Origin of the sequence: Amycolatopsis keratiniphila subsp. keratiniphila (assembly GCF_001620365.2) — a bacterium.
GTDB classification, from domain to species: domain Bacteria; phylum Actinomycetota; class Actinomycetes; order Mycobacteriales; family Pseudonocardiaceae; genus Amycolatopsis; species Amycolatopsis keratiniphila.
The window spans coordinates 35,942-48,654 of sequence record NZ_LQMT02000001.1 but is presented as its reverse complement, the minus strand read 5'-3'; the positions used below and the strand labels follow the sequence as shown (position 1 = coordinate 48,654).

The following is a 12,713-nucleotide window of genomic DNA, read 5'->3' as shown; positions in this document are numbered from 1 at the left end:
CGTTCCTTGCAAAATTTGCAAGGAACGTCCCGTTCATAGCGTTCGCGGCGGACACTTAGCGCATCCGGACGACGACTGTCGTACCCCTTCGCTATCGTGAACCCGCTGGGCGTCCCGAGGCCCAGAAGCCGAGGTGCCGGGAGGGCACGGAGCAATGCACCAGGAACATTTCACGCCGATGGCGTTCGACTTCCTCTGGGAGTCCGCCGAGCTCGGCGACCTGCCGTACCCGCTGCGCGTCCGGTCGCACGGCGCGACCGAGCTCGAACGCCGGGCGCTGCGCCAGCGCGTCGACAACGAGCTCCAGGCCCGCGGCATCCGCGACGGCCGGGGGCGGCTGGAGCGGAAGATCGAGGACTGGCTGTACCTCCTCGCCCGCGGTTCGCTGACCATCGACGCGCTGCACATCCCCGATTTCCAGGCTCCGACGATCGCCGTGCTCGGCGCCACCGACGGCCGCGACGGGGTGATCGCGATCCAGGACCAGTCCGGGATCTGGCTGCGCGAGGCGCCCGCCGACGGGCTCCCGACCGCGGTCGTCGACCTGCTGCCCCCTGGGCAGCGTGGTTCGGAGGCGTCCATCACGCTGCCGATCGACGACGCCCGCCGCACCGAGCCGATCCGCGCCGCCATCAACGCGACGAAGCAGTCCGAAGAGCCCGAAGCGGCGAAGAGCCGCCGCAAGGACAAGCCGCGCGTCTCGCTCAGTGAACGCATCACCGCGGACCCGCGTGAGGCGTTCGGCAAGCTCACCGGCCAGCCGAGGCTCCGAGGCGGTCAGCTCGCAGCGAACAGCCGGTCCCACGTGGGCGCCAAGCAGCGATCCCGGGTCATCGGCTGGTTCGACACCGCCAGCGGCCGCTATCTCAGCACGTCACAGGCCGGTCCGGACGGCCGCGAGTGGGTCACCGTCTCGCCCGCCGACGTCAAGACACTCCGCATGCGGCTGGGTGAAATGGCCGCCGGTGTGGCGGTCGACACACGCTAGGGTCCCGCTCCGGGAACCCTCACGAGGCGTCCGCCGTTTACGTCCGAGAGGCTCACCACCCTCATCCGTCCAGGCGGGCGGTATCCTGAGGGGCGGGTGTCGGAGCACCATGGGTCGTCAAGATCGTGATGGCGGGTATCACAGGAGCCGCCCAACCAGGAAGGGTCGAGGCCACCAGGGCCGAGTCGTATGAACCGGAAGAGCGTGCTCAGGAACCCAGTGCTCTGGATTCTCGCGGCGGTACTGGCGTTTCTCGCATACAACACGATCTTCGACAGTGATCGTGGCTACACCCAGGTGCCGATCTCGATCGCGAACCAGCAGATCACCGCGAACAACGTCAAGGAAGCCTCGCAAGAGGACAAGGAGCAGCAGATCAAGCTGCTGCTGAACAAGAAGATCGAGGTCGACGGCCAGCAGGTCGACCAGATCATCGCGCAGTACCCGGCGAACGTCGCGGGCACCATCTACGGCCAGCTCATCGGCCTCAAGAGCGGTGACAACCCGGTCAAGTTCACCACCAAGGTCACCCAGCAGAACGTCCTCACCCAGATCCTGATCTTCGCCATCCCGCTGGCGCTGGTGCTGGGCCTGCTGATGTGGATGATGAACAACGCGCAGGGCGGCGGGAACCGCGTCCTCAACTTCGGCAAGTCGAAGGCCAAACAGCTCAACAAGGACATGCCCAAGACGACCTTCGGGGACGTCGCGGGCGCCGACGAGGCCGTCGAAGAGCTGTACGAGATCAAGGACTTCCTGCAGAACCCGGCGCGCTACCAGGCGCTCGGCGCGAAGATCCCCAAGGGCGTGCTGCTCTACGGGCCGCCCGGTACCGGTAAGACGCTGCTCGCGCGCGCCGTCGCCGGCGAGGCGGGCGTGCCGTTCTACACGATCTCCGGTTCCGACTTCGTCGAGATGTTCGTCGGTGTCGGCGCCTCGCGCGTCCGTGACCTGTTCGAGCAGGCCAAGCAGAACGCGCCCTGCATCATCTTCGTCGACGAGATCGACGCGGTCGGCCGCCAGCGCGGCGCCGGCCTCGGCGGCGGCCACGACGAGCGCGAGCAGACGCTGAACCAGCTCCTCGTCGAGATGGACGGCTTCGACGCGCGCGGCGGCATCATCCTGATCGCCGCGACCAACCGTCCCGACATCCTCGACCCGGCGCTCCTGCGCCCCGGCCGCTTCGACCGCCAGATCCCGGTGTCCGCGCCGGACATGCGCGGCCGCAAGGCGATCCTCGAGGTGCACGCCAAGGGCAAGCCGATCGCGCAGGGCACCGATCTGAGCAGCCTCGCCAAGCGGACCGTCGGCATGTCCGGCGCGGACCTGGCGAACGTCCTCAACGAGGCCGCCCTGCTCACCGCCCGCCAGAACGGGCACGTGATCACCGACGCCGCGCTGGAGGAGTCCGTCGACCGCGTCGTCGGCGGCCCCGCCCGCAAGAGCCGGATCATCTCCGAGAAGGAGAAGAAGATCACGGCCTACCACGAGGGCGGGCACGCGCTCGCCGCGTGGGCGATGCCGGACATCGAACCGGTCTACAAGCTGACGATCCTCCCGCGCGGGCGCACCGGCGGTCACGCCCTGCTCGTCCCGGAGGACGACAAGGAGTTGATGACCCGCTCGGAGATGATCGGGCGCCTGGTCTTCGCGATGGGCGGCCGGACCGCGGAGGAGCTCGTCTTCCACGAGCCCACCACCGGTGCCTCCTCCGACATCGAGCAGGCGACGAAGATCGCCCGCGCGATGGTCACCGAATACGGCATGAGCGCCCGGCTCGGCGCGGTCAAGTACGGCCAGGAACAGGGCGACCCGTTCCTCGGCCGCTCGGCCGGCCGCCAGGCGGACTACTCGCTGGAGGTCGCGCACGAGATCGACGAGGAGGTGCGCAAGCTCATCGAGACCGCGCACACCGAGGCGTGGCACGTGCTGAGCACCTACCGCGACGTGCTCGACGAGCTCGTCATCGAGCTCCTCGAGAAGGAGACGCTGACCCGCAAGGATCTCGAGCGGATCTTCGCGACCGTCGAGAAGCGCCCGCACATCACCATCTTCAACGAGTTCGGCGACCGCAAGCCGTCCGACAAGCCGCCGATCAAGACCCCCGGCGAGCTGGCGATGGAGCGCGGCGAGCCGTGGCCCCCGCCGGAGGAGAAGAAGGAGCAGCCGGTGCTGCAGCCGGCGCCGACCCCGGTCGGCACCGCGCAGGGCGGCGGCGACCTCCCCGGTGGCCCGCCGTACACGCAGCCGGCCCCGCCGCCGGACCCGAACGCCAACCCGTACGCCCCTCCGCCGCCGGGCGCCTACCCCAACGGCGGTCGCCCCAACGGCGGGCCGAACGGCACCGGTCACTGGCCCCAGGCATATGGTGGGCAGCAGCCGGGCGGACCGGCAGGCGGTTACCAAGGTGGGCCCGTAGGCGGCCCGCCGAACTACGGGGCTCCTCCCGGATGGACCCCGGCCACGCAGCCGGGCGGCCAGCCGAACCAGCCCTGGCGTCCCGCCGAAGACCGCCCGCGCGACGGCTGGTTCGCTGACCAGCCCGGCGGTCAGCAGGACGAAGGACAGCAACGGCGTGACGACGGACAGGACGACACCAAGCGATAACGGCGACCGCCCGGTCTTCGACCAGGACCGGGCCGAGAAAGCCGTACGCGAACTCCTGCTCGCCTGTGGTGAGGACCCGGACCGGGACGGTCTCTTGGAGACCCCGGCCCGGGTCGCTCGCGCTTACCGGGAAATGTTCGCCGGTCTCTACACCGAACCGGACCACGTCCTGGACCGCACGTTCGACGAGGCACACGAAGAACTCGTGCTCGTGACGGACATCCCGATGTTCAGCACCTGTGAACACCATTTGCTTTCATTCCACGGCGTCGCTCACATCGGGTACATCCCCAACGAGCACGGCAAGGTCACCGGCCTGTCCAAACTGGCCCGCCTCGTCGATCTCTACGCCAAGCGCCCGCAGGTCCAGGAGCGCCTGACCTCCCAGGTCGCCGACGCGCTCATGCGCAAACTCGAGCCCCGCGGCGCGATCGTCGTGGTCGAGGCCGAACACCTTTGCATGGCCATGCGCGGGATCCGCAAACCCGGCGCCAGGACGACGACGTCCGCCGTGCGCGGGCTGCTGCAGTCTTCGGCGTCCTCGCGGGCGGAGGCGCTGGATCTGATCAAGGGCCGTCGATGACCGCCCTGCCCCGGCCCGGCCGGTGCGCGGTGATGGGGATCCTCAATGTCACCCCCGATTCCTTTTCGGACGGTGGCCGCTACCTCGGTGTCGAGCAGGCGCTGGAGCACGCGCACGAGATGTGGGCGCGCGGCGCGGATCTGATCGACGTCGGCGGGGAGTCGACGCGGCCGGGAGCGTCCCGGGTGGACGCCGGGACCGAGATTTCCCGGATCATGCCGGTGATCCGCTCGCTCGCCGCCGACGGTATCGCGATGTCCGTGGACACCACCCGCGCCGAGGTCGCCCTCGCCGCGATCGAGGCGGGCGCGTCCGTCATCAACGACGTCTCCGGTGGGCTGGCCGATCCGAACATGGCGAAGGTGGCCGCCGAGACCGGTGTCCCGTATGTCCTGATGCACTGGCGCGGGCACAGCAAGGACATGAACGCACTCGCGTCCTATGAGGACGTCGTCGCGGACGTGCGCGCCGAGCTGCTGTCCCGAGTAGACGAAGCGCTCGCCGCGGGCGTCGACCGCGGCGCGATCGTGCTCGATCCCGGGTTGGGTTTCGCGAAGAACGCCGAGCACGACTGGGCGTTGTTGAACGGCCTGGATTCCTTTCTGTCACTGGGTTTCCCGGTCCTCGTCGGCGCGTCGCGCAAACGGTTCCTCGGGCGCCTTTTGTCCGGAAAGGACGGAAAGCCCGCTCCGCCGGACGGCCGGGAGAACGCGACCGCGGCCGTGTCCGCGCTCGCGGCGGCGGCCGGTGCCTGGGGTGTGCGGGTGCACGAGGTCGGCGCGAGTATCGACGCCGTGACCGTCGCGGCGGCTTGGCGGAAGGGGAGTCCCGTTGTCTGACCGGATCACGTTGACCGGATTGAGGGTCTTCGGCAGGCACGGGGTCTTCGACCACGAGAAGCGGGACGGGCAGGAGTTCGTCGTCGACATCGTGGTGTGGCTGGACCTCGGTCCGGCCGCCGCGTCCGACGACCTGACCAAGACGCTGCACTACGGCGAACTCGCGGAACTCGCGGCCGGGATCGTGGCGGGCGAGCCATACGACCTCATCGAGAGTGTCGCCGGGAAGATCGCCGACGAGGTGCTGCGCGACGAGCGGCTGACCGCCGTCGAGGTGACGGTGCACAAGCCGTCGGCGCCGATCCCGCTGAAATTCGACGACGTCGCCGTCACGGTGCGGCGGGAGCGATGAGCCGGGCGCTGCTTTCGCTCGGTTCCAACCTGGGGGACCGGCTCACGTACCTCCGGTCCGCCGTCGATGCGGTCCGGCCCGCGGTCGTCGCGGTGTCGTCGGTGTACGAGACCAAGGCTTGGGGAGTCGAGGATCAGCCGGACTTCCTCAACGCCGTCGTCCTGGTCGACGATCCGGCGCGCGATCACTGGGACTGGCTGCGCACCGGGCAGGCCGCCGAGCAGGCGGCGGAGCGCGTGCGCGAACTCCGGTGGGGTCCGCGCACGCTGGATGTCGACATAGTGACCGTGGACGGGGTTCGCTCCGACGACCCCCAGTTGCTGCTTCCGCATCCCGGCACGCCGGAGCGCGCGAGCGTGCTGATCCCCTGGCTGGAGATCGAGCCCGACGCGGTGCTCCCCGGCCACGGCCCGGTCGCCGACCTCCTCGCGGCCCGCCCCGCCTCGGACCGCGACTCCGTCCGCCTCACGCATTTCGTCCTCTGAATGCGGTAGTCGGCGATACCAACCACTGCATTAGGCGGGGGTCCCGGAGAGGTTGCGAAAGCCACTTTCGCAACCTTCAACGTTGCGAAAGTGGCTTTCGCAACGCCCACCCGCGCCCGCCGGCGATCAGGCAATTAGAGGACTAAACGCGCGTTAGGCGAGCGCGGAGCGCAGGGCGGCGATGATCCACTCGGCCTGCCGCATCTGCGACGGGAACGACGGCCAGCCGTTCATCTTCCCCAGCAGCAGCCAGTACCGCTCGGCACGCGGGTCGGAGCTGATCGCCATCCCGTCGGTCAGCCGCTTGCGCCAGGCAGGGTCGCGCGGGTCGCGGCCGTTGCGCGAAGACTGAGTGAAGATCGTCTCCGCCAGCTCCCGGCCTTCGGGCGAGTCCGGCGCGAGGCCGGCTTCGAGCGCTTCGGTCGCCTTCGCGCTCCACGCCGTCCACAGCTCCTGCTGCTTCGCGCCGAAGTCCGCTCCGTCCTGCTTCCGGAGCTGCGAGTGCCACTCGCTCATCCGGCGGATCGACGCGCGGAACTCGTCGTCCTGCACGAGTTCGGCGAACTCGATCCAGGCCTCCAGCTGCTCGGGCGTCGGGTCGTCGGGCAGTTCCGGTTTCGCCGAGCGCATCCGCTCGTAGAACTCCGGATCCAGTTCGAGCCCTTCGACCATGTCCGCCCAGAACTCGTCGAGCAAACGTTTGCGGTCTTCGTCCGACATCGACGCGAGTTTGTTCATCAGTTCGACCTCCTCCAGTGGTGAGTCCCGTTTGGCCACCGCTCGCAGGACCGCGCGACGCAGTTCCAGCCGCCGGATCTGCTCGTCCAGGGCGGCGACGTGCTGGACCGCGAGGTCCCCGATGGTCGCTTCCCTGGTCAGCGCCCGCTCCACGTCCGCGAGACCCAGCCCGAGCTCCCGTAGCGTCCGGACCAGCTCCAGGCGCGCCATCGCGGTGGCGTCGTAGAGGCGGTAGCCCGAATCGGTGCGGTCGGTCGGGGGCAGGAGCCCTTCGTCGGAGTAGAAGCGGATGGTCTTCACCGGCAGGCCGGTCCGTTTGGCCAGCTCCCCGATGGTGAAAACCGCTGCGGTGCCCATATGCTTCATCGTCGACTCTCCAGTTGGTGGAGAGTCAAGCCTGCCAGGTAGCGTTGGACCATGCACTTCACCCGGCCACGCGAGCTGGCGGTGGCCGGCCTCCTGGGATTGGTCCTGGCCTATCTGCTCTTCCAGGTCGCGTACGGCTCCATCCCCGCGCTTCCGCTGTTCGCCGGAATCACGCTGCTCGTCCTCGCGCTCTGCGAGGTCGTGCTCGCCTTCATCATCCGTGCGCGGATCAAGAGCAACCGCGTGCTCTCCGCGATCTCCGTCGCCCGATCGGTGGCCCTCGCGAAGGCCTCGTCGCTCGCCGGATCCGTGATGACGGGGGTTTGGCTGGCGGCTTTCGCGTATCTTTTTCCGCGACGTGACGAACTCCTCGCGGCGAGCGGTGATCTCCGCTCGGCGACGGTCGGGATCGTCAGCTCGGTGGCGCTGGTAGCTGCGGCTTTATGGCTCGAACACTGCTGCCGGACCCCCGAGGGCGGTGATCGGGACAGCCATCCCGAGCCGACCGGTTAACGCGCGAGAGCCACCGCTCGAAGTACCGACTAGGTCTCGTTCGGATTACTAGAAGGTACGGTGTTGGGCATGACCGGGGTGGGTGACGACTCGCGCGGCCGCCTTGCGGGTAGGCCGTGGCTTGTCGTCGGCTTGGTTCTCGCCGTCGGCGCGACTCTCGCATTGGTGCTTTCCGACGACCTCCGCTACTTGCGGTTGGGCATCGTCGCGGCGCTGTGGGCCGCCTTGATCGGTGCGTTCCTCGCGGTCCGCTACCGCAAGCACGTATCGCAGAGCGAGGACGCCGTCGCCGAGGCGCAGGCCGTCTACGAGCTGGAGCTGGAACGCGAGATCGCCGCCCGCCGCGAGTTCGAGCTGGAGATCGAGGCGGAGACCCGGCAGGCCGCCGAGAGCCGTTCCCAGGAAGAGCTCGAAGCGCTCAGAGCCGAGGTGAGCGCCCTGCGTGAAAGCCTCCAGTCGCTCTTCGGCGGCGAGGTGCTCCTCGAACGCGTCGCGCTCACCGCGCAGGCCACCCGGATGCGGTCCCTCGACAACAAGCAGCTGATGAGCGCGGGGTCCGAGAACGGCAACGGCAAACCCCAGCTCATGGCGGCCAAGAGCACCACGATCGACGTCGACGAGCGTGAACGCGAGCGCGAGCGCCCGACCGAGATGATCGACCGCGTCCTCGAACCCGCTTCCGCGCGGGCCGGCACCCCGCCCGCCGCCCGCCGCAAACCGGCGAACGGCCAGGTCAACGGCACGAACGGGTACGGGCAGAGCAATCAGGTCCAGCGGCCGAAGCCGGTCGACGAGTCGACTCGCCGCAGTATGCGCAAGGCGGACGCCCGCGCTTCGAAGGCGGCCGAAGCGCTCGCCGCCGAAGCCGCCCGCCGCGAGCGGCTCGAGATGTCGAACCCCGGGATGTCGCCCGCCGAGGTCTCCCGGCCGATGCCGAGGGTCGACGCCCAGCGCAAGACCCCGCCGCCGGTGACGCCCGCCGAGGTGTCCCGCCCGTCGATGCCGGGGGTGTCGCGCGCCGAGGTCTCGCAGCCGTCGATGCCCACCATCGCCCGGCAGCCCCAGCGTCCGGAGCCGCCGCGCAACGAGCCGCCCCGCCGCCCGCAGCAGTCTTCGCTGCAACAGCGGCTCGACGCCGGCACCGTGCAGCGTCCCCCCGCGGCGCGGCCCGAGGAGCAGACCCGGAAGCAGACGCCGCCGGTGAAGCCTCCGGTGCAGGCGAAGCCGGTGAAGAAGGTCGAGCCGGACCGTCCCCGGCCGAACCGCGAGCTCGGCCTGACCCGCCCCGGGATGAAGCCGGTCGAGCGGCCCCGTCCGGCCGGTGGCACGCCGCCGCCCGCGAACAAGCCCGTCACGCCGGAGCCGATGGAGGCCACCGGCGAGTGGAAGCCGTCGTGGACGCAGGAGCGCCCGGTCTCCGACCTGAGCGCGGCGTTCCCCCGGAAGGACGACTTCCAGGACCGGCTGCGTCCCACGCCGCCCGCCAAGCCCCAGCCCGCGGCCGTCCAGCCGCATCCGGAACCGCGCCCCGAGCCGCGTCGCGAACCGGAGCCGCCGACCCCGCCGTCGATCCCGGCCGTGTCCGAGCCGCCTCGCCGGGCCGAGCCGGTGCGGCAGCCGGAGCCCGAACCGGTGCGCCGTCCGGCCGCCGAGGCGCCGTCGCGGCACAGTTCCCCGCCCGCGGAGGAGCCGCCCGCGGTCAACCCGACGTTGCCCGAAGAGATCAGGCTGGCGCAGAGCGGTGGCGGCGGACGCCGTCGCCGGGCCGCCGAGGACTCCTCGGTCTCGATCACCCCGGCGCCGAACGTCCCGGAGCCCACCGGTGGCGGCCGTCGCCGTCGTCCCGACGGGGAGCCCCCGGCCTGGCAGAGCGCCGCCGCCGAATCCACCGGCGGCCGTCACGGCGGCAGGCGGGCGAAGCCGGACGACGAGACGCCGTCCCGCAACGGGTCGTCGCACAGCCGTCCGGAGACCTCCGACGCGGGCTCGCACGCGTCCGGCCGCTCGGTGATGGATCTGCTCGCCGCCAACGGCGCGAACGAATCCACTCCGCGGCGCAGGCGGCGCGCCGAAGACTGAACCCGTACCGACGGTAGGGTGACCCGCTGTGAGCGAGCCTTCCTCCCCGGCGCCCGGTCTCGACCGGCCCCGCCGGTCTCGGTCGATCACCGTGCTGCTGCCGGTGCTCGGGCTGATCGCCGTCGCGCTGTGCGGGCTGTTCGTCTTCGGCACGGTGACCGAAAAGGTGGGCCCGCTCGCGGTGGGGATCGGTGTGCTCGCGGCGCTGGTCCCGGTCGCCGTCGTGGTCACCGCGTTCCTGTGGGTCGACCGCTGGGAGCCGGAACCGCCGAAACTCCTGCTGCTTTCCTTCGTGTGGGGCGCGTGCGTCGCGACGATCATCGCGTTGCTGCTGAACAGCGGCGCCGAGGCGGTCGGCGACCTGCTGCTCGGCACGGGTGTCGGCGGCAAGATCAGCGGGCTGGTCTCCGCGCCGCTGGTCGAGGAGGCCGCGAAGGCCGCGTTCATCCTGTTGCTGTGGTGGCGCCGCCCGAGCGAGTTCGACGGCGTCGTGGACGGCATCGTCTACGCCGGGTTCACCGCGGCGGGCTTCGCCTTCACCGAGAACATCTATTACTTCGGCCGCGCGTTCGCCGAGCACGGCTTCGGTGACGGCACGAGCGCCGGCGTGCTCGCGGCGTTCTTCCTGCGTGGCGTGCTCTCCCCGTTCACGCATCCGCTGTTCGCCGTGATGACCGGGATCGGCCTCGGGGTCGCCGCGAGCAGCAAGGTCCGCTCGCTGCGGATCCTGGCGCCGATCGGCGGCTACCTCGTCGCCGTGCTGCTGCACGCGCTGTGGAACGGCGCCGCGCTGCTCGGCGGCGCCAAGACCTTCCTGAACGTGTACTTCCTGATCATGGTGCCGTTGTTCATCGGCGTCTTCTCGGTGGTGGTCATGCAGCGGCGCCGCGAGCAGCGGATCGTCGCCGCCGCCCTGCCGATGATGGTCGACGCCCGCTGGATCGCGCCGACCGAGGTGTCGCTGCTGGCGAGCCTCTCCGGGCGGCGGTCGTGGCGCAAACAAGCGCGGAAGCAGTCGGGACGGGAGGCGGCGAAGGCCGTCGGCCGCTACCAGGCCAGCGTGACCGAGCTCGCGTTCCTGCGGCGCGGCCCGAAGCTCACCGACGAGGCGAAACAGCGGCAGCGCGAGCTGTTGCAGGTGCTCAAGACGTCGCGGGCCGAGGCCGTCCGGCTCGCCGACGGCGCGCCGCGCGGATGACCACGGTCAGGTGAAGCTGGTCACGAGCGCCGGTTCGGAGCCGGGCCGGAGGGTTACCCTCGCGCCGTCGTCTGGTACCCGCGACCGCAGAGCGGGACTGGAACGAGTTGAGGAGTTTTCGACCATGAGCGTCCATTGGCGCACGCCATGATGAGGCCCGCTCGCCTGGCCGTGGGCGTCGTTTCCGCAGGCCGCGTCGGCAGTGTCGTAGGCGCGGCGCTCACCAGGGCCGGGCACACGGTCGTCGCCGCTTCGGGCCTTTCCAACGCTTCGGTGCGCCGGGCGGAGCAGCTGCTCCCCGACGTGCCGCTCCTGCCGCCCGACGAGGTCGCCCGCCGGGTCGACCTGGTCCTGCTGGCCCTGCCGGACGACGCGCTCGCCGGGATGGTGCGCGGCCTCGTCGCCACCGGCTCCTTGCGTCCGGGACAGATCGTCGTGCACACCTCCGGATCGCACGGCATCGACGTCCTCGCACCCGCCGCAGAGGCCGGCGCGCTGCCGCTGGCCCTGCACCCCGTGATGACCTTCACCGGCCGTCCCGAAGACCTCGACAGGCTCGCCGCCTGCAGCTTCGGCGTCACGGCGGCGGAAGGTGACGAAGCGGCGTGGAACGTCGGCGAGGCGCTGACCGTGGAGATGGGCGCGGAGCCCGTCCGGGTCCCCGACGAAGCGCGAGCGCTCTATCACGCGGCGTTGGCACACGGCGCGAACCACCTGATGACACTGGTCGCCGACTGCGCGGAACTGTTGCGAGGGGCGGGAATCGCCCAGCCCGAACGCCTGGTGGCTCCGTTGTTGTCGGCGGCGTTGGATAATGTTCTGCGACACGGGGACCGGGCACTGACCGGGCCGGTGGCCCGTGGTGATCTCGGCACCGTGCGCAAGCATCTCGCGGTGCTGGCCGAACGTGGCCCCGACATCGCCCCGAGCTATCGCGCGCTGGCCAAGCGCACGCTGGCGCGCGGCGACGCCGCCGGGCTCTTGGACGCCTCGGCCGCCGCCGAGCTCACCGAACTCCTCAGTGACCCCGCCGAAGGGCAGCAAAACCAGTGACCACACCGAAATTCGCCCGAGGCACGCTGCACACCTTCCAGCCGCCGGAGCAGGTCAGCCAGGTGACGCGTGCGCTGCACGGCGTCGGCCGCAAGGTCGCGCTGGTGCCCACGATGGGCGCCCTGCACGCGGGGCACCGCGAGCTGATCCGCCGCGCGAAGCGGCTGCCGAACACGGTCGTCGCGACGTCGATCTTCGTGAACCCCCTGCAGTTCGGGGAGGGCGAGGACTTCGAGGCGTACCCGCGTCCGCTGGACAAGGACCTCGAAGTGCTGAAGGAGGACGGCGTCGAATTGGGCTTCCTGCCCAAGGCGTCGGATCTGTATCCCGAAGGGGCCACCGTCACGGTGCATCCCGGCGCGCTCGGCGACGAGCTGGAAGGCGCGGTGCGGCCGGGGCATTTCGCCGGCGTGCTGACCGTGGTGGCGAAACTGTTCAACATCGTGCGGCCGGACTACGCCTTCTTCGGGGAGAAGGACTACCAGCAGCTGGTGCTGATCAAGAAGATGGTGCGCGACCTGAACTTCGACACCCGCGTCATCGGGGTGCCGACGGTACGGGAGCGCGACGGGCTGGCGTTGTCCTCGCGCAACGTCTACCTGACTCCGGAACAGCGCGAGGACGCGATCGTGTTGTCGGCGGCGCTCACCGCGGGTGCCTTCGTCGGACGCGACGGCGCGGAAGCCGTGCTGGCGACCGCCAGGCAGACCCTCGCCGCGCGACCCGCGGTCGAGGTCGACTATCTGGAATTGAGGGGAACCGACCTCGGGCCCGCGCCCGTCGACGGTGAGGCGCGTCTGCTGATCGCGGCCAGGGTGGGGAGTACCCGGCTGATCGACAACGTCCCGGTGGTGCTCGGCGCGGCCGTTGACCATCCGGAACACGCGCCGGACGCAGGGGAATAGGGAGAGT

The 12,713-nt window shown here is 70.2% G+C and carries 12 protein-coding genes; 11 read left to right on the top strand and 1 reads right to left on the bottom strand.

Annotated features, from left to right (window positions below; genetic code table 11):
• Window positions 1-154 precede the first annotated feature (154 nt).
• From AVR91_RS00220 to folK, 6 genes are all read left to right on the top strand, one after another.
• Window positions 155-988 carry an ESX secretion-associated protein EspG gene (locus tag AVR91_RS00220; protein WP_063275563.1) on the top strand — a complete coding sequence of 278 codons (834 nt, stop codon included), beginning with the start codon at window positions 155-157 and terminating at the stop codon, window positions 986-988.
• 189 nt (window positions 989-1,177) lie between these two features.
• Window positions 1,178-3,595 carry an ATP-dependent zinc metalloprotease FtsH gene (ftsH, locus tag AVR91_RS00215; protein WP_016337778.1) on the top strand — a complete coding sequence of 806 codons (2,418 nt, stop codon included), beginning with the start codon at window positions 1,178-1,180 and terminating at the stop codon, window positions 3,593-3,595.
• Window positions 3,564-4,178, top strand: coding sequence for a GTP cyclohydrolase I FolE (folE, locus tag AVR91_RS00210; protein ID WP_063275562.1), 615 nt, complete (start codon window positions 3,564-3,566; stop codon window positions 4,176-4,178). Before ftsH ends, folE begins: the two co-directional genes overlap by 32 nt.
• Window positions 4,175-5,017, top strand: a complete 843-nt coding sequence (gene folP / locus AVR91_RS00205; RefSeq protein WP_063275561.1) for a dihydropteroate synthase — start codon at window positions 4,175-4,177, stop codon at window positions 5,015-5,017. The genes folE and folP overlap by 4 nt, the downstream gene beginning before the upstream one ends.
• Window positions 5,010-5,369, top strand: a complete 360-nt coding sequence (gene folB, locus AVR91_RS00200; RefSeq protein WP_063275560.1) for a dihydroneopterin aldolase — start codon at window positions 5,010-5,012, stop codon at window positions 5,367-5,369. Before folP ends, folB begins: the two co-directional genes overlap by 8 nt.
• A complete protein-coding gene (folK, locus tag AVR91_RS00195) occupies window positions 5,366-5,854 on the top strand; it encodes a 2-amino-4-hydroxy-6-hydroxymethyldihydropteridine diphosphokinase (RefSeq protein ID WP_063275559.1) in 489 nt (162 codons plus the stop codon). Before folB ends, folK begins: the two co-directional genes overlap by 4 nt.
• Before the next feature lie 153 nt (window positions 5,855-6,007).
• Here folK and AVR91_RS00190 read toward each other — a convergent pair whose 3' ends face one another.
• The gene (locus AVR91_RS00190; protein WP_063275558.1) at window positions 6,008-6,949 is read right to left on the bottom strand and encodes a MerR family transcriptional regulator; all 942 of its coding nucleotides are present in this window, start codon (window positions 6,947-6,949) and stop codon (window positions 6,008-6,010) included.
• 60 nt (window positions 6,950-7,009) lie between these two features.
• Here AVR91_RS00190 and AVR91_RS00185 point away from each other — a divergent pair, with 60 nt between their 5' ends.
• From AVR91_RS00185 to panC, 5 genes are all read left to right on the top strand, one after another.
• A complete protein-coding gene (locus tag AVR91_RS00185) occupies window positions 7,010-7,471 on the top strand; it encodes a DUF3180 domain-containing protein (protein WP_063275557.1) in 462 nt (153 codons plus the stop codon).
• Between the two features lie 69 nt (window positions 7,472-7,540).
• Complete coding sequence (locus AVR91_RS00180; RefSeq protein ID WP_063275556.1) at window positions 7,541-9,550, top strand: DUF6779 domain-containing protein; 2,010 nt, start codon at window positions 7,541-7,543, stop codon at window positions 9,548-9,550.
• A gap of 28 nt (window positions 9,551-9,578) precedes the next feature.
• The gene (locus tag AVR91_RS00175) at window positions 9,579-10,748 is read left to right on the top strand and encodes a PrsW family intramembrane metalloprotease (protein ID WP_083715537.1); all 1,170 of its coding nucleotides are present in this window, start codon (window positions 9,579-9,581) and stop codon (window positions 10,746-10,748) included.
• A 135-nt stretch (window positions 10,749-10,883) separates the two neighbouring features.
• Window positions 10,884-11,801, top strand: a complete 918-nt coding sequence (locus AVR91_RS00170; RefSeq protein ID WP_394329939.1) for a Rossmann-like and DUF2520 domain-containing protein — start codon at window positions 10,884-10,886, stop codon at window positions 11,799-11,801.
• Window positions 11,798-12,706: a pantoate--beta-alanine ligase gene (gene panC / locus AVR91_RS00165; RefSeq protein WP_016337768.1), complete on the top strand. Its 909-nt coding sequence runs from the start codon at window positions 11,798-11,800 to the stop codon at window positions 12,704-12,706. The genes AVR91_RS00170 and panC overlap by 4 nt, the downstream gene beginning before the upstream one ends.
• Window positions 12,707-12,713: the final 7 nt, after the last annotated feature.

Excerpts from the sequence above, each read along its gene's own strand:
- AVR91_RS00220 (WP_063275563.1), top strand. The coding sequence starts at position 155 with ATGCACCAGGAACATTTCACGCCGATGGCGTTCGACTTCCTCTGGGAG.
- ftsH (WP_016337778.1), top strand. The coding sequence starts at position 1,178 with ATGAACCGGAAGAGCGTGCTCAGGAACCCAGTGCTCTGGATTCTCGCG.
- folP (WP_063275561.1), top strand. The coding sequence starts at position 4,175 with ATGACCGCCCTGCCCCGGCCCGGCCGGTGCGCGGTGATGGGGATCCTC.
- folK (WP_063275559.1), top strand. The coding sequence starts at position 5,366 with ATGAGCCGGGCGCTGCTTTCGCTCGGTTCCAACCTGGGGGACCGGCTC.
- AVR91_RS00190 (WP_063275558.1), bottom strand. The coding sequence starts at position 6,949 with ATGGGCACCGCAGCGGTTTTCACCATCGGGGAGCTGGCCAAACGGACC.
- AVR91_RS00185 (WP_063275557.1), top strand. The coding sequence starts at position 7,010 with ATGCACTTCACCCGGCCACGCGAGCTGGCGGTGGCCGGCCTCCTGGGA.
- AVR91_RS00180 (WP_063275556.1), top strand. The coding sequence starts at position 7,541 with ATGACCGGGGTGGGTGACGACTCGCGCGGCCGCCTTGCGGGTAGGCCG.